General features: G+C 36.0%; 19 protein-coding genes. 12 read left to right on the top strand and 7 right to left on the bottom strand.

Annotated elements, in window-relative coordinates:
• Nucleotides 1-2 precede the first annotated feature (2 nt).
• From HZY91_RS01480 to HZY91_RS01455, 6 genes are all read left to right on the top strand, one after another.
• The gene (locus tag HZY91_RS01480; protein ID WP_197114010.1) at nt 3-770 is read left to right on the top strand and encodes an ABC transporter ATP-binding protein; all 768 of its coding nucleotides are present in this window, start codon (nt 3-5) and stop codon (nt 768-770) included.
• Nucleotides 771-1,279: 509 nt separating this feature from the next.
• Nucleotides 1,280-2,356, top strand: coding sequence for a biotin synthase BioB (locus HZY91_RS01475; protein ID WP_197114008.1), 1,077 nt, complete (start codon nt 1,280-1,282; stop codon nt 2,354-2,356).
• 1 nt (nt 2,357) lies between these two features.
• A complete protein-coding gene (locus tag HZY91_RS01470; RefSeq protein WP_197114006.1) occupies nt 2,358-3,278 on the top strand; it encodes an ABC transporter substrate-binding protein in 921 nt (306 codons plus the stop codon).
• A 7-nt stretch (nt 3,279-3,285) separates the two neighbouring features.
• Nucleotides 3,286-4,062 carry an ABC transporter permease gene (locus tag HZY91_RS01465; protein WP_197114004.1) on the top strand — a complete coding sequence of 259 codons (777 nt, stop codon included), beginning with the start codon at nt 3,286-3,288 and terminating at the stop codon, nt 4,060-4,062.
• Nucleotides 4,052-4,813 (top strand): ABC transporter ATP-binding protein, encoded by a 762-nt coding sequence (locus HZY91_RS01460; protein ID WP_197114002.1) that lies wholly within the window; start codon nt 4,052-4,054, stop codon nt 4,811-4,813. The genes HZY91_RS01465 and HZY91_RS01460 overlap by 11 nt, the downstream gene beginning before the upstream one ends.
• A 214-nt stretch (nt 4,814-5,027) precedes the next feature.
• Nucleotides 5,028-6,116 (top strand): alpha/beta hydrolase family protein, encoded by a 1,089-nt coding sequence (locus HZY91_RS01455; protein ID WP_197114001.1) that lies wholly within the window; start codon nt 5,028-5,030, stop codon nt 6,114-6,116.
• A 130-nt stretch (nt 6,117-6,246) separates the two neighbouring features.
• Here HZY91_RS01455 and HZY91_RS01450 read toward each other — a convergent pair whose 3' ends face one another.
• The 4 genes from HZY91_RS01450 to HZY91_RS01435 form a co-directional block, all read right to left on the bottom strand.
• Nucleotides 6,247-6,933, bottom strand: a complete 687-nt coding sequence (locus tag HZY91_RS01450; protein WP_197114000.1) for a GAP family protein — start codon at nt 6,931-6,933, stop codon at nt 6,247-6,249.
• A gap of 130 nt (nt 6,934-7,063) precedes the next feature.
• Nucleotides 7,064-9,145: a heavy metal translocating P-type ATPase gene (locus tag HZY91_RS01445; protein ID WP_197113999.1), complete on the bottom strand. Its 2,082-nt coding sequence runs from the start codon at nt 9,143-9,145 to the stop codon at nt 7,064-7,066.
• Complete coding sequence (locus tag HZY91_RS01440) at nt 9,135-9,497, bottom strand: ArsR/SmtB family transcription factor (protein WP_328751443.1); 363 nt, start codon at nt 9,495-9,497, stop codon at nt 9,135-9,137. Before HZY91_RS01440 ends, HZY91_RS01445 begins: the two co-directional genes overlap by 11 nt.
• 267 nt (nt 9,498-9,764) lie before the next feature.
• Entirely contained in the window at nt 9,765-10,121 is a 357-nt protein-coding gene (locus HZY91_RS01435) for a phage holin family protein (RefSeq protein ID WP_197113998.1), read from the bottom strand.
• Nucleotides 10,122-10,230: 109 nt separating this feature from the next.
• On the opposite strand from HZY91_RS01435, the gene HZY91_RS01430 reads away from it, so the two are divergent.
• Complete coding sequence (locus tag HZY91_RS01430; protein WP_197113997.1) at nt 10,231-13,128, top strand: insulinase family protein; 2,898 nt, start codon at nt 10,231-10,233, stop codon at nt 13,126-13,128.
• Between the two features lie 155 nt (nt 13,129-13,283).
• Here the strand turns inward: HZY91_RS01430 and HZY91_RS01425 are convergent, their stop codons facing one another.
• A complete protein-coding gene (locus HZY91_RS01425; RefSeq protein ID WP_197113996.1) occupies nt 13,284-14,237 on the bottom strand; it encodes a 2-hydroxyacid dehydrogenase in 954 nt (317 codons plus the stop codon).
• Nucleotides 14,238-14,590: 353 nt separating this feature from the next.
• Between HZY91_RS01425 and HZY91_RS01420 the strand changes: the two genes are divergently transcribed.
• Both HZY91_RS01420 and HZY91_RS01415 read left to right on the top strand, forming a co-directional pair.
• Nucleotides 14,591-16,321 (top strand): ABC transporter ATP-binding protein, encoded by a 1,731-nt coding sequence (locus HZY91_RS01420; RefSeq protein ID WP_197113995.1) that lies wholly within the window; start codon nt 14,591-14,593, stop codon nt 16,319-16,321.
• Complete coding sequence (locus tag HZY91_RS01415) at nt 16,321-18,066, top strand: ABC transporter ATP-binding protein (protein WP_218957719.1); 1,746 nt, start codon at nt 16,321-16,323, stop codon at nt 18,064-18,066. Before HZY91_RS01420 ends, HZY91_RS01415 begins: the two co-directional genes overlap by 1 nt.
• Before the next feature lie 106 nt (nt 18,067-18,172).
• Here the strand turns inward: HZY91_RS01415 and HZY91_RS01410 are convergent, their stop codons facing one another.
• Nucleotides 18,173-18,844, bottom strand: coding sequence for a histidine phosphatase family protein (locus HZY91_RS01410; protein ID WP_197113994.1), 672 nt, complete (start codon nt 18,842-18,844; stop codon nt 18,173-18,175).
• A 96-nt stretch (nt 18,845-18,940) separates the two neighbouring features.
• Entirely contained in the window at nt 18,941-19,375 is a 435-nt protein-coding gene (locus HZY91_RS01405) for a hypothetical protein (RefSeq protein WP_197113992.1), read from the bottom strand.
• Between the two features lie 311 nt (nt 19,376-19,686).
• On the opposite strand from HZY91_RS01405, the gene HZY91_RS01400 reads away from it, so the two are divergent.
• The 3 genes from HZY91_RS01400 (at nt 19,687) to HZY91_RS01390 (ending at nt 23,868) form a co-directional block, all read left to right on the top strand.
• Nucleotides 19,687-20,694: a YihY/virulence factor BrkB family protein gene (locus HZY91_RS01400; RefSeq protein ID WP_197113990.1), complete on the top strand. Its 1,008-nt coding sequence runs from the start codon at nt 19,687-19,689 to the stop codon at nt 20,692-20,694.
• Complete coding sequence (locus HZY91_RS01395; protein WP_197113988.1) at nt 20,681-21,877, top strand: FtsW/RodA/SpoVE family cell cycle protein; 1,197 nt, start codon at nt 20,681-20,683, stop codon at nt 21,875-21,877. The genes HZY91_RS01400 and HZY91_RS01395 overlap by 14 nt, the downstream gene beginning before the upstream one ends.
• 419 nt (nt 21,878-22,296) lie before the next feature.
• Nucleotides 22,297-23,868 carry an ATP-binding cassette domain-containing protein gene (locus HZY91_RS01390; RefSeq protein WP_197113986.1) on the top strand — a complete coding sequence of 524 codons (1,572 nt, stop codon included), beginning with the start codon at nt 22,297-22,299 and terminating at the stop codon, nt 23,866-23,868.
• The last annotated feature ends 248 nt before the right edge of the window (nt 23,869-24,116 follow it).

The raw sequence follows: 24,116 nt of genomic DNA, 5'->3' as shown, positions 1-24,116 counted from the left end.
GTATGGAAAATATAATATTCGATATAAAAAAAGTAAAAAAATTTTTTAATGAGCATAAAGAAAATGAACTAGAAGTTATAAAGGATCTGAGTTTACAAGTTAAAGAAAATGAATTTTTATGTATAGTAGGTCCTTCAGGTTGTGGTAAATCGACACTTCTTAGAATCATGGCTGGACTTGAATCAGCAACTTCTGGAGAGGTTATTTATAGAGGGAAACGTCATACAAAACCAACCGCAGATATTGGAATGGTTTTTCAGAGTTATTCTTTAATGCCTTGGCTGAATGTAGAGGATAATATTGGTTTGGGTCTTAAATTTAAAAATATAAAAGAAAATAAGAAGAGAGCTATTGTGGACGAGTATTTAGAAATAATTGGTTTAGAAAAATTTAGAAAATCTGCACCACATGAATTATCAGGAGGAATGCAGCAACGAGTGGCAATTGCTCGCTCTTTAGCTAATAACCCTGATGTAATTTTAATGGATGAACCTTTTGGAGCATTGGATGCATATACTAGGATTCAATTACAGAAAGAATTATTAAGAATTTGGCAAGGTCATAAAAAGACAATTGTCTTTATAACGCATAGTGTTGATGAGGCTGTTTATTTAGCTGATAGAATAATTTTGCTAAACAAGAATGGTGGAGAAATTGCGGTGAATGTTGATGTGAATATTGAAAGAGTTAGGGATAGAACAAACCCCAAATATGTTGAACTCAATCAAAAGCTTTTAAATGCTCTTGAAGATTTGAATAAACCTAAATAAGCCTTAATAGATATTATGAGTATAAATATGAACAATTATTTAAAGGTAAATATTTCAAAAACTAATTAGGAAAATTTCTTGATAGAATTGATTTAATAGCAGAAAAGTGGAATCTCTATACTTACTCTAAAAAATAAGGTGGCTGGATAAATTAAAATATCCGCGGCCTTATTTTTTGTGGAATAATCATCAGTCTAATATGCAAATAAACAATATTACTCCTATACAAAATTTTTAATTAAAGAGGTCAATAGATAAAAAGAGCAATCATAGAAAAATTAAGGAGATATGCATAAGTTTAGAGAAAGCTATTTAAATTAAGTAAGAACATTTATTAATTATTTAAATATATCATTTAATTGAGAATAAACAATAAAGCTATTCAGATAATCTCAGACTATTCATCTAGATATTGTAAGGGTAATATTTCTAAACAACTATTTATCTAATTTATCAATCCTTGGTATTTTATAGAAAAAATCAGACTTCTCAAAATAAAAGATCAAAAAATGAATTTTATTAGAATAATGCATAATTATATAAAAAAACTCAATCATACCAACTATTGTAGCCAGTATACAAACTTGGTATTCTCCTCTGTGGAGGTGTCGACAATTAGGATAAAGGAAAGTTTAGAAAAAGTAACGCATGACCAAGTCCTTAATAGGGAGGATTTAATTAATTTACTGGAGCTTGAATATCATTCACAAGATGCTCAATTGCTTATAGAAAAAGCACGAGAAATAGCACAAAACAAATGTTTGAATAGGGGGAAAGTTTGGGGAGCAATTGGTTTAGATTATATGACCTGTGCAATGAATTGTAATTATTGTTCCTTGGCTAAGGCTTGGAATAACGATCCAAACGTGGCTGTCCTTTCGGATCAGGAAATATTAAACTTTGTTGATGTATATAACCAAATGGGTATTGATTGGTTATTTATCAGAACATCGGAGTTCTATCAGTTTGATCGTCTAATTGAACAATTAAAAATGATACGAGAAAGACTATCGTCTCGAATTATGCTAGGGGTCAATACTGGCGATGCTAATTCTAGCAAAACTGAACAGCTTAAAGCAGCGGGAGTTGAAATGGTTTATCATGCAATTCGTTTGAGGGAAGGTGTAGACACTAATTTTGCAATTGGGCGTCGACGTCAAACGCAGAAAACAATTAAGACATCTGGCTTATTGCTTTCTCAATACCTTGAGCCTATTGGTCCTGAACATAGTTCAGAGGAAATAGCTGATCGGATGATTGACATTATTGATATGGGAACAGATTTAACTGGAATAATGCCTCGAATTCCAGTAGAAAATACACCTAAATATGAATACGGACAAATTTCTGAAGAAAAATTAGCAATCATAACAGCTGTTTTTAGAATTTATGGACAAGAACAAATCAAAGATTTGATCATTCATCCTGCCAGTGAATTAGCTATGCAAGCTGGCGCAAACTCGCTTGTGGTAGATGTGGGAGCCATTCCTCGTTCAAGAGGAATGGAATACAATGCCTGGAACGGACAAGATGTGAACAAAGCAACATCACTTTTAAAAAAATATCAGTATAAGATTGGAGCATAAAATGAAAATAAGAAATTTAATGTTAGCTATGATTACAACTCTTCTGTTGAATTCGATTCAACCTTTAGTGCATGCAGAAAATTATTCAGTTGGAACTTGGAAAACAGCTCAAACGATTCAACCCTTTAATTATGGTGAGGGTGTTGAAGTGAAGCCTTTTACTAACCCAGGCGATATGAAGACAGCCCTTTTATCAGAAGATTTGGATTTTACAGGAACAACTTGGGTCACCGCTATAATGGCATATGCCAATGGAGAACCGATTAAAGTGGTGGCGAGTATGACCGAAAAATGTTCTGCACTTGTTGTGGGGCAAGAGAGTGGAATTGAGAAAGTTGAGGACTTAAAGGGTAAAACAATTGCCTATGTTCCGGGAACCATGCATCATTTATTATTATTAGAGACACTGGATCGTGCGGGCTTATCTCCAGAGAAGGATGTGAGCTTAGTTAATATTGATTTTTTTGATATGGGACAAGCTCTAGCTTCAGGCTCTATTGATGCTTTCCTAAGTGGGGAACCTTATCCAAGTATGGCTGAAATTGATGGATATGGGAAAGTTTTAGAATACCCATATTATGAAGAAAGTTATGGATTTCTAAATGCGGCAATGATCACAACCGATAAAGAAATAAAAGAAAACCCTGACAAAATTCAAGCATTAGTCAATATGCATGTAGAATCAACAAAAGACTTAATGGAAAATAAAGAGAAGTGGGTTGAGATGGCCGCAGAATTTGGAACGGAAGAGAATTATATTGAGAAATCGACTGAAAATATTGATTTATCGTGGGATATTAGTGAGGAACAAATTTCTCAATTGGAGTACTTGGCTCAAAGAATGCATGAATTAGGTATGATTGAAACAGTTCCAGAGATTTCAGAAATGCTGGATTTAACTTTCTTAGAGAAAGTAAGTTAGAGCTTGTATGAAACCAAAGGATCGCTTTAATTTATCTCATTATCTTTTAGCCCTGGTGTTCTTTTTAATATGGTTAGTTTTCCCGGTCTTATTTGATATACCTGAATATTTAATTCCTAATTTGATGAATGTTTTGCAAACGTTTTTAGATTTTTTATTTGGAGTGGATCAACAGAAGTATTCAGGTGAATTTTGGATTCATGCGGGCTATTCCATTCAAAGGGTTGTAATAGGGTTTATTATAGCCTCTTCATCAGGGGTTATTTTAGGCGTGTTATCAGGATATTTTACCCCTTTTTTTCAGATAGTGGATCCTTTCATCCAAATGCTTCGCTCTATTCCTGGAATTGGTTGGCTTCCTTTGGCCATTGTCTGGTTTGGAGTAGGGACTCAAACGACCTTGTTTTTAATTTCTTTAGTGGCTTTTTTCCCTGTTTATATTAATACGGTTTCGGCCGTTAGATTAGTTCCACAGAATCTAATTAACGTAGGTAAGGTGATGAGAGTATCGAATTGTGAACTGTTATGGACGATCATTCTGCCTTCCGCTTTACCCGGCATTTTTACGGGCATTAGAATTTGTATGGGACTATGCTGGTCATTTTTAGTTTTGGGCGAGATGACAGGTGTCAATTGGGGGTTAGGTGCGATTTTAATGAATGCTAGGATGCTAGGGAGTTTGGATATGGTTGTGATTTGTATGATTTGTATTGCGGTTTTAGGAAAATTATTTGATTTTTTCTTAACGCTAATCTATAAGGCGGTGAGAAAACATGCATACTAGTCACTTATTAGAGATTAAGCAGTTGAGTTTTGGCTATGGATGCCAGTCAACGGATACCTTAACCATTCAAAATTTTTCATTAAATGTCAATAAGGGTGAAATAGTCGGGATTGTAGGTCAAAGTGGTTGTGGTAAGACGACCCTGCTCAATTTAATCGCAGGCCTTATCTTGTCTTCGGAACAGAGTATCCTTATTAATGGACGGCCGCCAAAGGAGAATCATCAAATCGCCTATGTTTTTCAGTCACCTGCTTTATTTGACTGGTTAACAGTGCGTGGGAATATTGAGTATGGTGTTCGGCGAAGAAAGCTTGCTCCTTCTATTATTCGGCAAGAGGCAGATCGTTTATTACATGCAACCAATTTATGGGCTTATGCTGATGCATATCCTCAAGATCTTTCCGGTGGAATGCAACAAAGAGTAGCATTAGCTCGAGCCTTAATTGTAAAACCAGATTTACTCTTAATGGACGAACCTTTCTCAGCCTTAGACTATCAGACACGCTCTGAAATGCAAGAGTTGGTGTTAGAGTTGTGGAAGGACTATCAACCGGCTATTATGATTGTTTCCCATGATATAGATGAAATGATATATCTAGCTGATAAAATTGTAGTACTTCAAAAAACAGCTGACCTAAGTGACAAATGTTTTGAAATTCCTTTCCAGCGGCCAAGAGATTTTGAAGCAATCATGAAATTGCCCCTTTTTAATCAGATTAAGCAAAGGATTCGTCGTTCTATTCTACAATAATTAATGATTAAGGCTATTGATTTACTTGATTTGGCTGGGAAATCATCTTTTATCCACCAAACTAAGCGCTTGTGAGCGCATAAAACCCTCTATTAAATTTTCGCCACTTCTATTAAGAAAGTGGCGTTTGTTATGTATAGTTATGACATCTGTCAATTGTGTGGTTATTTAATGATGTTATGATGGAATTAGAGTATGTGAAGGGGGACTGTTTATGAATTCTGTCTGGTTGATTTTAATGAAAGTTTTTGTAGCAATTTTCGTTATATTGTTGTTTTGTAAAATACGTCCTTGGTGGAAAAAAATGGCTTGCCTATTAGTATCCCTAGCTTTTATTCTACTGGCTGGTTTTCACTATATGTTTCCTGATTATCCATCGATTGAAACGACTGGAAAGCAGAAAGTCATGACTGAAACGGTTTACTTCTCTCATGAAACTGAATTTCCTGATTTAGCAACGGAAGGAAAGAAACGAGAGATACCGGTCAAGGTTTGGTTACCAGAAGGTAAAGACGATGAAAAATTACCACTAATTATTTATTCTCATGGTTCGTTTGGGATACCTGAAGCAAATGAAAGTTTATTTAATGAATTGGCTTCGCATGGTTATGCAGTAATGAGTCTTGCTCATCCTCATCATTCTTTCTCAACGCAATTATCTAATGGAGAATCCGTGACTGTTGATTGGAATTTTCTTCAAGAAGTGATGGCATCACAGGGATCTGAAGATTTACCTAAAGTACTGAATAATTTGAGGAAATGGGTTGCGATCAGAGTAGAAGATTTAAATTTTATAGTAGATTGCTTGCAAGATGAAAGCCAAAATAATGAAATGAGCCAATTTTTCGATCAAGAAGCTATCCTATTAGCGGGCCATTCGTTAGGTGGTTCTGCTGCGCTTCAAGTCGGTCGGGAAAGATCCAAGGATTTTAAAGCAGTGATTTCATTAGAGGCTCCTTTTATCGGAGATATTATGGATGTTGAAGGTGATCATTATACTTTTATAGCGGAGGAGTATCCATTGCCAATCTTACATTTCTATTCAGATGCTATTTGGGATAAAATCGAAGATACTACAACCTATACAGCCAATGCTAACTTGCTTGAAAAGGACTCTAATAAATTTGTGAATGTGTATCTCCCTGGTAGCGGCCATCTTGGTTTAACAGATTTACGTTTATTCTCTCCACTTTTGACCAATTTAATGGATGGAAGATTAAATACTAAACCAACTGAAGATAATTTAAAACGAATTAACGAGGAAACGTTAAGATTTTTAGATCAATTAGCCTTGAATGATTAGGATAAAAGATAAGAGAGCACATTAGTGATTACAAATGAATACTTGAACGAAGTTTTGAAGCTGAAAAGAGCACCCATTAATGAAAAGTATTATTAAATCAATAGCCAAGTATCTTTAAATAGATACTTGGCTATTTAGATAGTTGAAGGATCCATAATAGGCCGATGCTTATCGAAGCAAGAGGTAGTAGATAATGGCTCATCATATCAAATATTTTTTGCAAACTTTGATAAAGTTTATCGAGATATTGATTGAAAAGAACAGATGCTATATACAATAGATAGAGAGGCCAGTTGAAAATGATAATATTATATAGTAAAAGCAGAAGGATAAAAGTGACATTTGAAAGCTCTAGGCTGGTTAAGTAAGCCAAATAGGCAAGATAAGGTGCGGCTGTAGGCAATTCAGCTGCACAAGCAATAATTCCGATCAGAAATAATTTCTTCTTACTTAAGAAACCATTAAATGTATTGTTTTCTTCTGCTAAGATTAATTTATTGGATTTAGACTGGAATAAACGCTGATATAGACGGACTCCACCGTAATAAATAAAACCTATGGCGAGAAGTGCTTGTCCCGCCCACCATAAGTAGGGAAGGTTTGCTTGAAACGTGTTAATCGATTTGGAAAATAATTCAGCAAAACCATAGTAGAACATTAAACCAAATATAAAATTGGTCACTTCAATGCCTGCAATATAGAAGAGAATATGATGTTGGTTGGATGTTTTGGATTGAATAAGTAGTTGTTGAGCAATAGCGACTGGATTCATTCCATCTGTGACGCCTGCAATAATGGTAATCATTAAAAGTTGCATTAACACTTCACCTTTCTACTTAAAAGGATGTTCCTTTGTACGATTTCAAAGTACAAAGAAAACATCCAGCGAATTCTAATAAACAATTATATACTCTAACAAAAATATTTTAGGGGGAAAATGGTGGGTTTTAGGCTTTTAGAGCGCGTAAACTATTGAGAACCGCTAGAATAGTGACACCCACATCTGCAATGATTGCTTCCCACATATTCGATAGTCCGAAAGTAGCGAGGATTAGAAAGAATAATTTAATTCCAAGAGCTAGGTAAATATTTTGTTTAGCAATGTGGAGGGTTTTGCGAGCAATTCGGATGGCATGGGGCAATTTGTTTAAAGAATCATTCATAATCACAATATCGGCTGATTCAATGGCTGCGTCTGAACCTAAAGCTCCCATGGCGATGCCAATATCTGCCCGAGCCAGAACAGGAGCATCATTTATCCCGTCTCCAACGAAAGCGAAGCGTTTATGGGTTCTTTCTCCTTGCTGTAAAATATTTTCAAAGCGATGAACTTTCTCATGTGGAAGCAGTTGACCAATAGCTTGAGAAATATCTAATTGTTGGGCAATGTCGTCTACCCTTTCTTGTCGATCACCCGAGAGGAGGATATGTTCCATGATGCCTAATTTTTTTAATTCTTGAATCGCAAGACCAGTATCGGGCTTTAATTGGTCAGAAATATGGACAGTGGCTAATAAATCGGTTTGATTTGCCAAGTAGACAATCGTAGTCTGCGAGGCTGGGAAAGTGAGGGGGATATTTAATTCCTCAATCAGTTGACGGTTTCCAGCGTAATATTCAATGCCATCCACTTGACCTTTAATTCCTTTACCACTTATTTCTTCTAAATTTGTTAAACGACTAGTACTAGGTTGTTTGCCATATGCATCAACAATTGAGAGTGCAATTGGATGGTTACTGTGCTGCTCTAAATGAGCTAAGATTTCAAGGGCTGTTTCTTCTGTCATATTATATGTATCAATCTTATCGATTGAGAATTTTCCTTGGGTTAAGGTGCCTGTTTTATCGTAAATTATGCTAGAGATTTTGTTTAACTCTTCTAAATAATTTCCACCTTTGACGAGAATCCCTTGACTTGCGGCAGCTCCGATTCCACTATAGAAACTTAAAGGTACCGAAATAACGAGGGCACAGGGGCAAGAAATGACAAGAAATTGCAAAGCCCGGTATAGCCAGTCGCTCCAACTCGCATCTTGAAATAAAAGTGGAGGAAACAGGGCTAAAATTAAGGCCAAAATCACAACAACAGGCGTATAATATTTGGCAAAGCGCGTAATAAACTTTTCAGTGGTAGCTTTTTGGGCAGAAGCACTCTCCACTAGCTCAATAATTTTACTCACTGTCGAATCTTCATATCTTTGTTGAACCTCTATAATGATGGGGCGCGTTAGATTGATGACACCACTATGGATAGGGTCACCCGTTTCGATTGTCACTGGGAGCGATTCTCCGGTCAGAGCAGAACTATCAATCGTCGTGTCTCCTTCAATAACTTTCCCATCTAAAGGTACTTTTTCTCCAGCTTTGACTAAAATGGAGGCACCAATTTTGACATCCTGAGGATCCATTTTGACCCATTCTTGCTCAGACCGAATCCAAGCATGTTCTGGATGAATATCCATTAAATCAGCAATCGATTGACGCGATTGATTAACAGCTTTTTGTTGAAACCACTCACCAATTTGATAGAAGAGCATAACAGCGACGGCTTCCGCATACTCTCCAATGGCAAAGGCTCCAAGTGTGGCGATTGTCATTAAGAAATGTTCGTCAAACCATTGTCCTTCTTTAATTTGCAGGATTGTTTTCCCTAAGATCTCATAAGAGATGATGATATAGATCACCAAATAATATAAGAGAGAAAAACGATTTTCAAAAGTGAATAAGAAACCAAGGATAAATAAGAGTAAACACATGATAATTCTTAAAGAAAGGTGATTCTTTTTTGTTTGAGTAGGCTGAGGATGGTGCTGTTCAAGGTTTTGTACTTGAACGCCATTTTCTATGGAATCGACAATTGCTTGAATTTGATTCGGTTCAATTTCCTTATTTGGACTTTCAAAAGTTAAAAGTGCTTGAGAAAAATTGAGGTGTACATTTTGAACTTCACTGAGTTGACTGACTTTCTGTTCAATCTTTTTCGCACAATTGGCACATCCCAATCCGTTTAATCGATATTTAAATTTCATGGTCAGGGCCTCCTTCTTGGGCATGCTGTAGACTAATTGTAATAATATCTTTGACATGTTGATCAGCGATTGAGTAGAAGACCACGCGTCCTTCCTTGCGTTTTTTAACAAGATTGGCTTGGCGTAAATATTTTAATTGGTGTGAAACAGCTGACTTATTCATTTCTAATAAATAACAGAGATCACAGACGCACAGTTCATGTTGAATGAGGAACCAAAGAATTTTGAAACGCGTTTTATCACTAATGGCTTTATAGATGGCTAGTAATTCATTCATCACCTCAGGCGTTAAGTTATTGGCTTCAGCAATTTGGACCGCTTCGGGATGTATGAGTTCATCTTGGCAAGACAAGGAATCCCCTCCTTATAGTTGAGTGTTTATTCAACTATAACTTTAGCAGAATGAGAGAGACTTGACAACCTAAAAATCCCCCACTTATTGAAGTAGGGGAATGAGTGAAAGCTAGCTAGAATTAAGTAGTAATTACATTTTAAATTGATAAAAAACAATAAACTTAAAATAGGCACATTCATTAAGCATTTTGATTGTCTTATGAAATGAAAGGGTGCATCATCAGGCTCAAGATGATAAAAAACAATTCTCTGTTATAGGAAAAAATTAGCGTCTAGGGGTGGTGCGACGCTTTCTCTCTTCTTCTTCTCGTCCAAAATGGCTGGTAAAAAGACTGAGAATAATTGCCATTAAGATAGCTGTTAGATAGCCTTCAATATGAATTCCATCGATTAAAGAATCTGCTAAAGTAATCATGGCGGCATTAATTAATAAGTTGAAAAGACCTAACGTTAATAAGTTTAAGGCGCAACCAGCAAATCTGAATAAATTACCAATGGTTGCATTAAAAACACCCAGCCAAATCGCAAACCACAAAGCAGACCAAACACTTGTAACGGTTACATTAGGAAGTATATAGCCGAGCACAAATGTTATAGCGGTTGTCACAAATAAATTTATCATAAAATCAGCCTCCTTCGTGTTTATTATAGCATATAAAGTAAGCGTATTCGCTTTTAATCATATGATAACTGTGCGATAATTGATAAATCAAAGACACAGGAGGAAGAAAATGTCATTCTCAAAAATTGAAAATCGTGAATTAACAGATATCCAATCACAAGCCCATCTTTATCGTCATGATGAAACGGGTGCCCAGGTCTTGTTTTTACAAAATGAAGATAAAAATAAGGCTTTTACTATTGGCTTCAAGACGCCACCCTATGATGATAATGGTATTGCTCATATTCTCGAACATTCTGTTCTGAATGGTTCTGAGAAATTCCCCTCAAAAGAACCCTTTGTTGAAATTGTAAAAGGATCGATGAGTACTTTTATTAATGCTATGACTTTCGCGGATAAGACGATTTATCCGGTAGCTTCAACTAATAACCAGGATTTCAAGAATCTTGTAAGTGTCTATTTAGATGCTGTGTTTGAACCTAATTTTCGTCGTAACCCACAAATATTAGCTCAAGAAGGCTGGCACTATCACCTTGAAAATGGGGAGGATGATTTGATCTATAAAGGGGTCGTTTATAACGAAATGAAGGGAGCGACAGCCTCTCCTGAAGATCAAATTTATTTCAATATTACAAAAAATTTATATGCTGATTCTATCTATCAGTATGAATCTGGAGGTCTTCCATCTGCGATTCCAAGTCTTACTCAAGATGCTTTTGTGGATTTCTTCCAACGTTATTACCATCCAAGCAATTCTTTTACCGTTGTGTATGGTGATATAGAAATTGAGAGTATTTTTGAGCAATTAGAGGAGTATTTTGAAGGCAAGGGCGCTTTTGCAGAGACGGTAGAATTATCTTTTGAGAAACAATTGCCAGAAAAACATGACTATGAATGTACATACTCTATTACCGAAGGGGATGATCCAACGGATAAAGATTATCTTGCATTAGCTTGGCACGTCTCAAATGCAGGCGACCTTCTGGATAATAATGGTTTAGAAGTATTAGAAGAGATTTTATTTGGAAATCAACAGTCTCCTCTTAAGAAGGCTCTTTTAGAAGCAGAGATAGGAGGCGATATTAATGGAGGGGTAGATCATCCTGGCTATCCGAACATGTTTGTCATCACAGCTAAATATTCTAGTGCGGATAAGATGAGTCGGTTTAAAGAAGTAGTTCGGGAAACTTTAACACAATTAGTCGAAGAAGGCATTGATCCGGAATTAGTAAAGGCCTCTATTAATAAAATGGCCTTCGAAATGAAAGAAAATGTTATTTCTGAATCAAATCCGCGTGGAGTGATTTACGCGATTTCAGCTTATCGTACTTGGTTATATGATGAAGACCCTTATGCAGCGTTTGAATTCTCTAAATATCTCAATCAATTAGAGTCATTGGCCAAGGATGGGTATTTTGAAAAATTAATACAGGAAAAATTATTAAACAATGAGGATTATGTTGCTCTTACTTTGATCGCTGAACCGGGCAAGAATGATCGATTAGAAGCTGATCTTCATAAGGAGTTACAAGACTTTAAGGCTCGTTTGACTGAGGAGGAAATTGAGCTTTTAGTGAATGATACACAAAGTTTAATCAATCGCCAAGAGTCCCCCGATAAGGCAGAAGATTTAGCCAAAATTCCTTTGCTTCAAAAAGAAGACCTGACGACTGAAGTAGAGCAGTTACCTTTAGAAGTTCAATCACTAGCTCCTGATTGCGGACGATTTTATGTGGCAAATCAGTTTACTTCTGGCATTGATTATGTTGATTTATATTGGAACATTGAAGATTTTACGATGGATCAATATAGTGCTCTATCATTGTTCGGTCATTTATTAGGCAAATTAGCCACTGAACAATATGGGGTCGACCAACTCCAGCGTAAAATTGACCTCTATACAGGTGGGATTAAAGCCGGCATCAAAACTTTTAAAGATAAAAACAATCAGATTAAGCCTTATTTTGTTATTTCAGGTAAAGCGTTAGAAGGTTCACTTGAGGAACTAATAGGACTGATGCATGAAATTATGACGGCTAGTTTATTCAATAATCAAAAAGATATTCTAAGAGTTATACATAAATTAATTTCAAACTTTGAGATGACTGTTGCTTATGGGGCTCATAGCTTGGCAAGTAATCGTGCTTTGAGTCATTGGAAAGCCGAAATGAAGTTGAATGAGATGATCGCAGGGATTGATTTTTTCAATTATTTAAAAGAAGAAAGAAAGAAGATCCAAACGCAAGAAGTTTCTTCTTTATCTGAAACGCTAGAAAGCTTAAAGCAACGCTTGCTTAATCAAAGACGTTTGAATGTTTTCTATACGGGTGATGCTAAGCGGAGTGAACAAATCAAAAAAAATGTGCTTCAATTATTTGAATCTTTACCTCAATCTGTTCTTGGAAGTAAGGCAGAATATCAGGCAGGGCAGCGGCAAAATGAAGCCTTTATGACGGCGCAGGATGTCAATTATGTTGGCTTGGCAAGTGATGCGGAAGATAAATTGGCCTACAATGGTCATTCGATTGTCTTGGCAAATGAAATCCGTTATGGTTACCTCTGGAATGAAGTACGGGTAAAAGGGGGAGCGTATGGGGCCATGTATCGTCATTCTCGGACGGGTCAATTAAGTTTTGCTTCATATCGCGATCCTAATATTGCGAAAACAATCGAAACGTACCAAGCGACACCAGAATTTATTCAGCAATTAGACTTGAGTGAGACAGAGCTTTTAAAAGATATTATAGGAAGTCTGTCCCCCTTAGAACAACCCCGTTCTGCTCGCGATAAGGGAATTACAGCGTTGACCATGCATTTAGTGGGATTAACAAGAGAAGATCTTGTGCGAGATAAAGAAGAAATTATTGCAACCACAGTAAACGATTTGACTTCGTTTGCGCCAGACTTTAGTCAGTTGTTAGAAGAGACGAGTCTAGCGGTGATTGGAAATAAAGCACAAATTGATCGAGAAAAGGATCGGTTTGATGTGATTTACGAATTGTATTAAAGACTATTTTGATGGCAGATAATCTTGAATGAAAGTATAAAAGATCCTTTCATTAGGCTATCAGTAAAATAAAAAACGAAGCGCCAATCACTGGCGCTTCGTTTTTTTAGTGTGAATGTGGAAGGTGTGATTTTCTTTTGGAAGAAGCAATGTTTTTAAGCTAAGTTTTGAGGGTTGCCTTCAAGATAGGCATAGGTATTTTCAAACACAATTTGGGCCCTTTTTTCCATGGCTTGATCCGTTAAATAGCCAATATGAGGAGTTAGAAGGGTGTTTTTCGCTTTTAATAGCGGATAGTCTTCGGGTAGAGGAGGTTCCATATCATAGACATCAATGCCGGCTCCTGCAATTTCTTCTGAATTAAGCGCATCTGCCAGTGCTTGGTTATCGACAATGGGTCCTCGAGCACAGTTGATGAAGAGAGCATCTTCTTTCATCAATTTGAAGCTTTCGGCATTAAACATGCCTTTTGTTTCTTCATTTAATGGGAGATGGAGAGAAAGAATGTCACTCTCTTTTAGCACTTCTTCCAATGACAGAAATGACATCCCGAGTTGGAGCGCTTCGGGTGATTCAGAATGACTATGTCCGATTAACTTTGCTCCGAAAGCATTAAACAAGCGAGCAGTTTCAAGTCCGATTTTTCCAACCCCAACAATCCCAACTGTTTTTCCTTTGATTTCTTGTCCTTGGATCGCTCCTGGGAAGGAGGTTGTTGTTCTAACATCTTGATCCCCTTGCTTAATTTGTCGCATTAAACTAAGAGACAGGCCGATTACTAATTCAGCCACTGCTGTATTGGAATAACCGGCGGCATTTGAAACTGAGATTCCTTTTTCTTTCGCTAGTTCGAGAGGAATGTGGTCTAAACCAGTAAAAGCAACATTGAGATATTGAGTTTGGTCAAGTTTTTCGACTACACTTTCAGGCAGAGGATTATTCGCTAACATAACAATTTCTGCCCCTTGGCACCGGTCTAGAAGTTCATCTGGATCACTTGTTTTTTCTGGATAATAAACAAATTCATGTCCTGCTTTGATTAAGGGCTCTGCTAATTGGTGAATTCGTTCTTCTGGAATTCTTAAATTTTCAATTAAAGCAATTTTCATTTTATAATCAACTCCTCATGTCATTTAGTTTTACCATAGACAAGTTTTTGAGAGAATGCAAATATTAATCTTTTTATTTACAAATATATTATTTACAAATAGATATAAAAAGTGTACATTGTAAATAGATAAAATTTTAGGAGAAAGGAGTCGGTCAATATGATCAAGTTATTATTATTATCTAACTCAATCAATATGAAACGAACTCCTTCTATACACAGTGCGATTTTAAGCTAGGACAGGACTATGTCTCTAATCTTAATTTTTTAATGCGCTTATATAAGGGAGACCTTATGTAAGCGCATTTTTGTGTGCACTTTTATAGAAGGTAATAAAAGAAAAGAGAGGATATTATGTTAAAAGCATTTGCGCAGTTTATAGCAAAACATAAACTTGCCTATTTTATAGGTGGCTTGTTAGCCATTCTATCAGGTTTGCTCGGGATCGTTCCTAACTATATGATTCAATTATTTGTGGATACGATCGTTAACCAGCAACTGACTGTTCAATTATTAGGGAAATTATTATTATTATTTATACTGACCGCCCTTTTTATTTATATAGTAGATGTAATGTGGCTAATTATCCTTTTTGGAAAATCTGCCTTGTTTACGAAAGAAATTCGCCAAACACTTTTTAGAAGGCTGACTTATTTAAAAATGCCTTTTTATGAGAAGTATCGTTCTGGGGATTTAATTACGCGAATGACTTCAGATGTAGATGCTCTGGGCGATACTTTGGCATATGGTTTCTTGATTTTAGTATCAGATGGAACCTGGATGGTTAGTGTTTTAACCGTGATGTTCATTATGATCTCATGGAAATTGACACTCATTAGTATTGTGCCATTATTGATTTTTGGTGTGTTGGTCTATTTTCTTGGAATGGAAGTCGATCGTCGTTATGAGAAAAGCCGAGATGCAGTAGCACAGCTATCGAATGAAGTCTTGGAGGTAGTGGAAGGTGTGCGAGTGATGAGAGCTTATGGCAAGAAAGAACTAGAACAAGTTCACTTTCAAAAACGGACGAGAGAAGTCATGGAAAAGTTTAATCGCATGACCCACTTAAATGGCTTATGGGGTCCTCTCGCTAATGTTTTTACTGGATTATCGACTGCCCTTGGTTTAGGGCTAGGAGCCTATTATGTTGATAAAGGGCAAATTTCAATTGGTCAATTAATTTCTTTTCAAATTTATTTAGGAATGTTAAACGGTGCAATCTGGGGAATGGCTGATTTAGTAGCGATCTATCAGCAAGGAAAAGTTTCCTATCGTAAAATTGCCGAACTTCGAGATGCAGATGATCAGGTTGAAGAATCAGGTTCTCTCATGATTCGAAATATTGAAGAAATTGAATTTAATAATTATGAATTTTCTTATCCAGCCGCTACTTGTCCTGTTGTTAAGGGCTTAACTTTCAAGTTGAAAGCAGGTCAAACGTTAGGAATAGTAGGTAAAACGGGGGCAGGTAAGTCTACTTTGATTCGGCAGTTGCTGAGGCAATATCCCGTAAAAGATCCGAATTCGATTAAGATTAATGGCATCCCAATTACGGAGTATGATCGGAAATCATTAGCTCGTTTAATTGGCTATGTACCCCAAGACCATGTGTTATTCTCACGCAGTGTAAGGGATAATATTTTATTTGGTAAAGAAGAGGCTCTTGAGGAAGATCTAGCACAAGCCATTGAAACGGCAGACTTTAACAAAGATATTGACCGTATGGCCAAAGGACTCGAAACCTTAATTGGAGAGAAGGGTGTTGCTATCTCTGGGGGGCAAAAGCAAAGAGTCTCGATGGCTAGAGCCTTAATTAGAGAACCAGAACTTTTAATTTTAGATGATTCCTTATCGGCAGTTGATGCAAAAACAGAAAGAGCCATTATAAAGAATATTCAAAGTGCTCGCACAGGTAAAACGAATATTATTATTACTCACCGCTTATCTGCGATTGCGCATGCAGATCAAGTGTTAGTGTTAGATAAAGGACAAATCATTGAAAGAGGGACACCTCAGGAACTTCTGAAGACTCAAGGATGGTACTACGAACAATATATCAGCCAACAGATAGAGGAGGGGGTATAATGAAGACTTTTAAGCGTCTTTTGTCGTATTTAAAATTTGCTAAAGGAAGATTTTTATTAGGAGTTCTATCGTTAGTGTTGTCTGCTTCATTATCGGTATTTGCTCCGATTGTTGGGAAACAATTAATTGATTATGTTGCGAACCAAGTAGCTCATGAACAATGGGTGGATCAACAGAAATTAATCTATTTCTTTGTTCTGTATATTGTGATTATTTTGCTGAGTGCTATTTTTTCTTATGTGGCTTATATTATCATGTCAACTGTCGCCAATGATTTAAGCAAAATGATTAGAGATCAGGCTCATGAACATATGCAAGTTTTACCTGTTTCATATTTTGATGATAAACCAGCAGGTAAAATCTCAGCACGAATTGTTAATGATACGGAAGTATTAAGACAATCTTTTTATCAAAATTTTTGCAACCAGATGCTGATTAATTTAATGATAGTTATCGGAATCTATATTGCTTTGATTGCCGTCAATTATAAAATTGGTCTTACTTTCTTACTGCTTATTCCGATATTTGTGGTTTGGCAATTGGTTTATATGCGCAGGATCACACCGGTGAATACGCGTTGGCGAGAAACTGTATCAGAATTAAATAGTCAGATAGCGGAAGCAATTCAAGGCGTTACGATTGTTCAAGCATTTGGTAGAGAAGAAATGTTGGATAAAGAATTCGAAATGACCAATGAAGAATGGTATCAAACACGTCGTCAAGCGCAAAGATTAGATGCAGGATTAACTTGGTCTTTATCTGAGTTTTTGAAAAATCTCGGTATTTTACTAGTCCTTGCGTATTTAGGAAGTCAGTATACTGGAGGGGTGCTCGGAATATCGGTCGGGACGTTGTATGTTCTGATTAATTACATCTCACGTTTATTTGATCCTATTACTCAAATTGTACGGTTAATGACAATGCTTCAACAATCTTTAGTGGCAGGTAGTCGAGTGTTTGAATTAATTGATTTTCCAGCTGAGGAGGATGTCGAGGCAGAAATGCGAATGACCCAAGGAGCAGTTGAATTTAAGGATGTTTCTTTTGCTTATCAGGGAGATCAAAAGGTACTACAAAACATTAATTTAAAAGTAGAACCTGGTCAAACCATTGGCTTAGTGGGGCATACGGGTTCAGGTAAGTCTTCGATTATTAATTTACTCTTTCGTTTTTATGATCCTCAAGAGGGGCAAATTGTGATTGATGGTCAGAATATTCAAGAATATTCAAGGGAAAGTGTTCGGGCGGACATGGGAATTGTACTTCAAGAACCCTATCTTTTTTCTGGAACGATTGCATCTAATATTAGTATGAATGATCCATCCATTACAGAAGAACAAATCAAGAAAGCCATTAAACTAGTGGGGGCTGATCCTCTAATAGATAAATTAGCGAAGGGAATTCATGAAGTAGTGGTGGAAAAGGGACAATCACTTTCTTCTGGAGAAAGGCAGCTAGTTTCTTTTGCTAGAACTTTAGCCGCTGATCCTAAAATCTTGATTTTAGATGAAGCGACCTCTCATATTGATACTGAAACAGAAGCGATCATTCAGAGAGCCATGCAAGTTTTGCAGGAAGGCCGAACAACATTTATGATTGCGCACCGACTATCCACTATTCAACATGCAGATTGTATAATCCTTTTGGAAAAGGGACGAATTGTTGAGCAGGGAAGTCACGAGGAATTAATGGCACTGGATGGACAATACGCTGAAATGTATCAGCTACAAGCAACAGTCTCATAATCCTTATCTAACTCATGATCAAAGAGTTCTTTTCAAATGATGAAGCGCCCCTTAAATCTGGATATGGATTTAAGGGGCGCTTCGTGAAAGAACTCTTTTATAAAGGTTAGTCCTCAATAAAATGATCGACTTTATTAATGGCATTCAAACGAAATTGTCCTTGACGATATTCAACGATCGAGAGAGAACAGTTGAGTAAAGGTTCGCCTTCTTCATAGTCCGCCACTAGCCCATGAATTAGATTTCGAATCGTCCAGCCGTGTGATACAATAAGAATTTTTTGATCAGTACCTGCATGCTTGTTGAGTAAGATTAGCAAACCAGTTTCAATCCGATTCCAAAAGTCAACATAGTTTTCTGCATGATGATAAGGATCAAGATGTTTAATGATTTTTAAAAGGGTAGGCATCTCAACTTCTGCTTGACTAGTATATCCGCTCGCTAATAAGTGAGATTCTACCTTGTCAAAAAGTTCTGAAGAAGGAAGGCCTTCAAAAGAACCGAAACTGACTTCTCTTAATTCTGGCATGGCCTTGATCTTACCTTCATAGGAATGCTTGGTTTGACTTAGAACGTGGTGAAGGGTTTCTTGTGTTCTTTGTAAATCGCTGGTATAGATAGCATCGAAATGGATATCCGCAATCCCACGGCCACTTGCTTTTGCTTGCTCAATTCCTTTAGGTGTTAAGGGAGAATTGGACCAACCTTGCACTCGACCATAATGGTTAAAAAAAGTTTCTCCATGTCGCATTAAATAGAATGTAACGCCTTTCGTCATATCGCACCTCCGTTATTAATATTTAATTATACTATTAATAGAGTACGGTGTCTAAGGGAGGATCGGGTAAAAGGTTTATTGATAGAGATTCTTTTATTAATTTTCTTTATTTTCGATTCTTATAAAGCCATTTTCAAGGAGGGTTTTTTCAAGTGTATGGGCTTTGTCATCACTTAAGGTCAGGATCGGAAGTGATTGAATCATTCCCTGTAGACTTACTTTTCCTTTAAAAGTAAAGAGTAGGCTTTGGTTACTAAATTCTATTTGAAACTTATCTTGCTTGGGAATGAGTCTTTTGATTTTATTCTCAAATGTTTTTTTCTCTTTTAAGAATCCTTTTTTATCGCTCAAAGAAATTGAATCATTTAAAACATATTCTACTTTGAGATTTTCGACTGTATCTTCTTGAGAAATATCATAGCTCACATAAACTTTATGATCATTTGTTTTTTTCAAGAGTGAAACCTCTGGTGAACTTGTGAAGGCAAATAGAAATAATACTAATAAAGATAAAAATATTGTTCTTTTCATAAATATCTCCTTTCCTTTGTATATTTAATTATAATGATAGTGATCGTTTCCCTCAAGAAGAAATAATTATTTCAATTTACCTAGATTAAACTTTGTCTCCTACATATCTGTTGAGCAGAATTTTGCTGATGAATTATAAAATTGGCCTTATGTTTTTAGAAGATCATTATGTTATACTCTGAGGTAATAAATATGAAACTTTTTTATTGATGAATCAAAAATTTTAATGCTTATAGACTCTATTAATATGCTTGGCATGAAAGTAGGGATATGGTAACCTATAGAAGTTATTAAGAGAGAGGAGAAAATTGATGGAAACGAGTTACTCGGAAAGCCAACCTAAAAGACTTTCTCGCTTGATCAAAACCTTTCAATTGAATTCTAAGCAATTACAATTTGGCTCTTATGCTGCTGAGTTATCTTTTTATATTATTTGGGCTGTGGTTCCTATTTTGCTTGCCTTTGCGAATGTCGCCGCAATTTTGCCTATTAATCAAGAAGAAATTGTGGGAGTTTTGGGCATGGCTTTTCCAGATGAGGTTGGAAAAGTTTTGATTCCCATTATTACCAGTTATTTAGAGAATACCTCGGCAGGTGCCTTGTCTTTGGGGTTATTAATTTCTTTGTGGCCGGCTTCTAATGTCTTTAATACAGTCCAAAGAGTTCTGAATACTATCTATAAAGCCAAACCTCGCTCAAATATTATGCTTCAAAGGTTATTTGGGTATATTTTTACTCTCATGATCGCAATTGTAGCGGGTGCTTTATCCATTATTATTATTTTTGGTGAGCATGTTTTAGAATTTATTGAGGAATGGTGGCATCTTGAGTTATCTTTAATTTTAGGTTTCTTGCAACAAAGTTGGATTATTGCTGTATTAGGCTTATTCATCTTGTTAGTCTTGATGTATGCTTTTATGCCAAATGTAAAATGGCCAATTAAATATGCTATTCCTGGGGCTGTTTTTGCGATGTTAGGTTTTGCATTAATTTCTCAATTATTTAGCTTATACCTTTCTCTCACCAGTAGCCAAGTGAATAGTAACTCTGCCATTGGAGTATTAATCGTGGTCCTAATTTGGCTCTATTTCAATTGTATGGTCATTGCCATTGGTGGATATGTCAATGTCTTCTATCATGATTATAAAACAAAGACCTATGCAGAACTTTTAGATATTTCACTTGAATTTAAAACTTGGCAAAAACAATCTGAACATTTTATGCCAAGTCTTGTGACCGAGCAACATTTAAAAGGGCGAATTTATAAAGAAAGAGCCAGGAAATTAAAGGGGGAAGATCAAGTCCATGAGTGTGAATAAGCGACTTGCTAATTATTCCGATAATCGGATTGATTATGGAATTATTTTAACGGTATTAATTTTATGTTTACTTGGAATTGTCATTGTCTATGCAACTACAGCGGGCATTCAGAATCAGGGGATGATGCCAACTTTACAACAAGCCCTGTGGTATGCAGTAGGGGCTTTAGTCGTTATTATTGTGATGCAATTTGATAGTGAGCAATACTGGAAACTATCGATGATTCTCTATGGCGTTGGTTTATTGCTACTCTTTCTCGTCTTACTTTTTCACGATAGGGAGACGGCTGCTTTAACGGGGGCTAAATCATGGTTTTCTATTGGGCCTTTATCTTTTCAGCCATCAGAATTAATGAAACCAGCATTAATTATTTTCTTATCAAGGATTATTACCACTCATAATAATCAGACGACTAATCGTAACTTAAAAACCGATGTAGTCTTGATTGGGAAAGTTTTAGCTGCTGCAATGCCAGTTTTTATTTTAGTTCAATTACAGAATGACTTAGGGACTAACTTGGTTATGTTATCGATCGTAGCAGGGGTAATTCTTTTATCAGGTGTTTCTTGGAAAATCTTACTTCCTGCCTTCCTATTTGCCGTAATCTTTGGAGGCGGCTTGATTGTCTTGGCGGCCTATTTCCCAGATATTCTATTAAAAATTGGTTTTAAACCTTACCAATTAAGCCGGGTCACAACTTGGCTCAATCCATTTGAAGATACGAGTGGAGATGGATACCAATTAGTCCAGTCAATTTTAGCAATTGGATCCGGTCAATTAACAGGTAAAGGATTTGGTGTAACGGAAGTTCCTGTTCCGGTTCGGGAGTCTGACTTTATCTTTACCACGATTGGCGAAAATTTTGGCTTTGTAGGAGCTTCATTTATTCTGGTAGTGTATTTTATTTTAATTTATCAGATGGTTCAGACATGCTTTGAAACGCAAAATGAGTATTATACTTATATTGCGGCAGGAGTTATTTCCATGATCTTATTCCACGTACTGGAAAACGTAGGGATGACGATTGGACTATTACCTATTACAGGGGTTCCATTGCCATTTATCTCACAAGGTGGTTCCGCCATTATCTCCAACATGATAGGTGTGGGCTTAATCCTTTCAATGCGGTATCATCACCGATCCTACATGTTTTCTAATGAAGATTCTTTTAGCTTTCAATAAAATAAACCTGTTCCCTCTAAAGGGAGCAGGTTTATTTTTTATTAATGGAAATTTTTTATGAAGATCTTTTACGGGTAATGATTTTATTTTTGTTGTCAAAAAAAGCAGAAATAATTTTGGGCCTCCATTTTTCTCTTCCCAATTAACTTAATGGTAAATGGATAGTTATTTCATTACAAAAAGCAATTGATCATTTGATTTTTAATATGATAGAATAGAAGAGACACAGATAGAAAACGCTTTCTAAAAATGGTGTTTATACAGTATGTTAAATTATACGTGGTGAATGAAATGAAGTGGTAAGAGGTCAGAATAATTATTGAACAATCGAGATTTTCCTATATAAACAGCCAATAAATTCACAAATTATTCTCTACTGTGATCTTTAAATAATTGTTTGTAATGAGATGGAGTTGCTTATGAAAATATTAAAATATATTAAAACCAATGTGCTCATTTATTTCTTAATAGGGATGTTTTTAAATAGTGGCTTGTCTCTTATTAAACCTCTCTTACTAGAGCGTTTGTTAGTCATTCAAGAAGATCAGTTGACTTTAGACATGGTTCTGTCCTTTATATTATATGGTTTTTGTTTGCATTTGATTTTCTATAGCACGATGCTGCTTGCCAATTTTGTGAGTAATAATTTACAACGTCATTTGCAATTACGATTGAAAAATCAACTATTCAGAAAATTGTTTTTAGAAGATGCTTTTATTGATGATGAGAAGGTTTCGATTGTCACTCAAGAAATGGAGTTATTGTACGATCAATTCTTTCTTCCTTTAGATCTGATTATTGGAAAAAGTTTTATCCTTTTCACGACGATTGTTTTTATTCTGTGGCAAAACCTTTGGCTAGGACTGTTTTTTGTCGCTTTTTCTCTGTTACGGCCCTTGCCACAATGGTTGATGAATAGTCGTTTGAATAATAGCGGAGCTGCTTTTTCAAAAAATCAAAAGAATTTCCATCTATCTGTGGGTGATTTTTTTAGAGGGGCAGATACTTTTTATTTCTATGGTGTAGCTAGAGAAAAAATGTCCATGCTTGAGAAATACAATGAGGACTATGAAAATGCGCGTTGGAGAAATGAATGGACCAACAATATTGTTTTTTTCTTTAATGGTCCGATCGAATTTTTTAGTCAGGTGTTGCCGTTAGCGCTAGGTTTGGTGATGCAAGAACGAGGGGCTGAATTAACAACAGCTGGCTTGATTGCCATGTACATTGCCACTATGAATATAAATGGACCACTCCAATCTATTATGTATAGTGTTTCTGATATTCAACGTTCAGGTGTGGTAAGAGAAAGAATCTTTTCGATATTGGAAGACTCTAGTGTAGAATATTCTTACCATACAGTTGATAACGTTTCGGAATTAGTCTTGGAAAATGTATCAAAAAATATTGGAGAACGAATCCTTTTTCAAAATTTATCACTAAATTTGTCTCAGCCAAGTAAAGTTTTAATAAAAGGAGCTAGTGGTACTGGGAAATCTACTCTCTTACGAATCATTGCCGGAAAAATACGTCCTGATACGGGACGTCTCTACGTGCGCACTAGCAAAGGAGAAGAGTTCTCCCAATTTCAAGGAAATATCGCCTATATTTCACAGCATCCATTCTTCACTCATGGCACGATTCGAGATAATTTAACTTTTGGGCAAGAGTTTTCAGATAAGCAATTGTTATACTATTTGGATCAAGTTGGCTTGACTGGTGAAATTCCTTCTATCTTGGACTATCACCTGATAAATAACGGTGAAAATATTTCAGGAGGGCAGCGACTCCGATTAGAACTGGTACGTTGTTTGCTTCGAGAGAAGGACATTGTACTGGCAGATGAAATAACGGCTGCTTTAGATAGGGAAAATGCAAAACGTGTTCGTCAATTACTTTCCAGTCTTCCTATTATTCTAGTGGAAGTGGCTCATCATATCGATTCAGAAATGCACTATGACCAAATGATCAATTTGAAAGATTACAGGTAGGTTTTTAAAATCTATTTTTCTTAATAAATCAGTAAATTTTATGGTAAGAACACTATTAAATAAAATTTATAAAACTTAAAAGCGGCTTTTTTTGCTGTTAGCAAAAGTTTTTGAATTTCATTTAATAATATATAAAAATTTTATCATGACGAAAAATAAATAGAAATAAAATCAATAGGGGAAGGTGGATAGATGGTAGATTAAATGGAAGTAGTTATTAGGAGGTTTTACATTAATGGCTGCTGATA

The sequence above is a fragment of the Facklamia lactis genome, assembly GCF_015863205.1.
Lineage (GTDB): Bacteria > Bacillota > Bacilli > Lactobacillales > Aerococcaceae > Facklamia > Facklamia lactis.
This window is presented reverse-complemented; position numbering and strand designations above follow the sequence as displayed.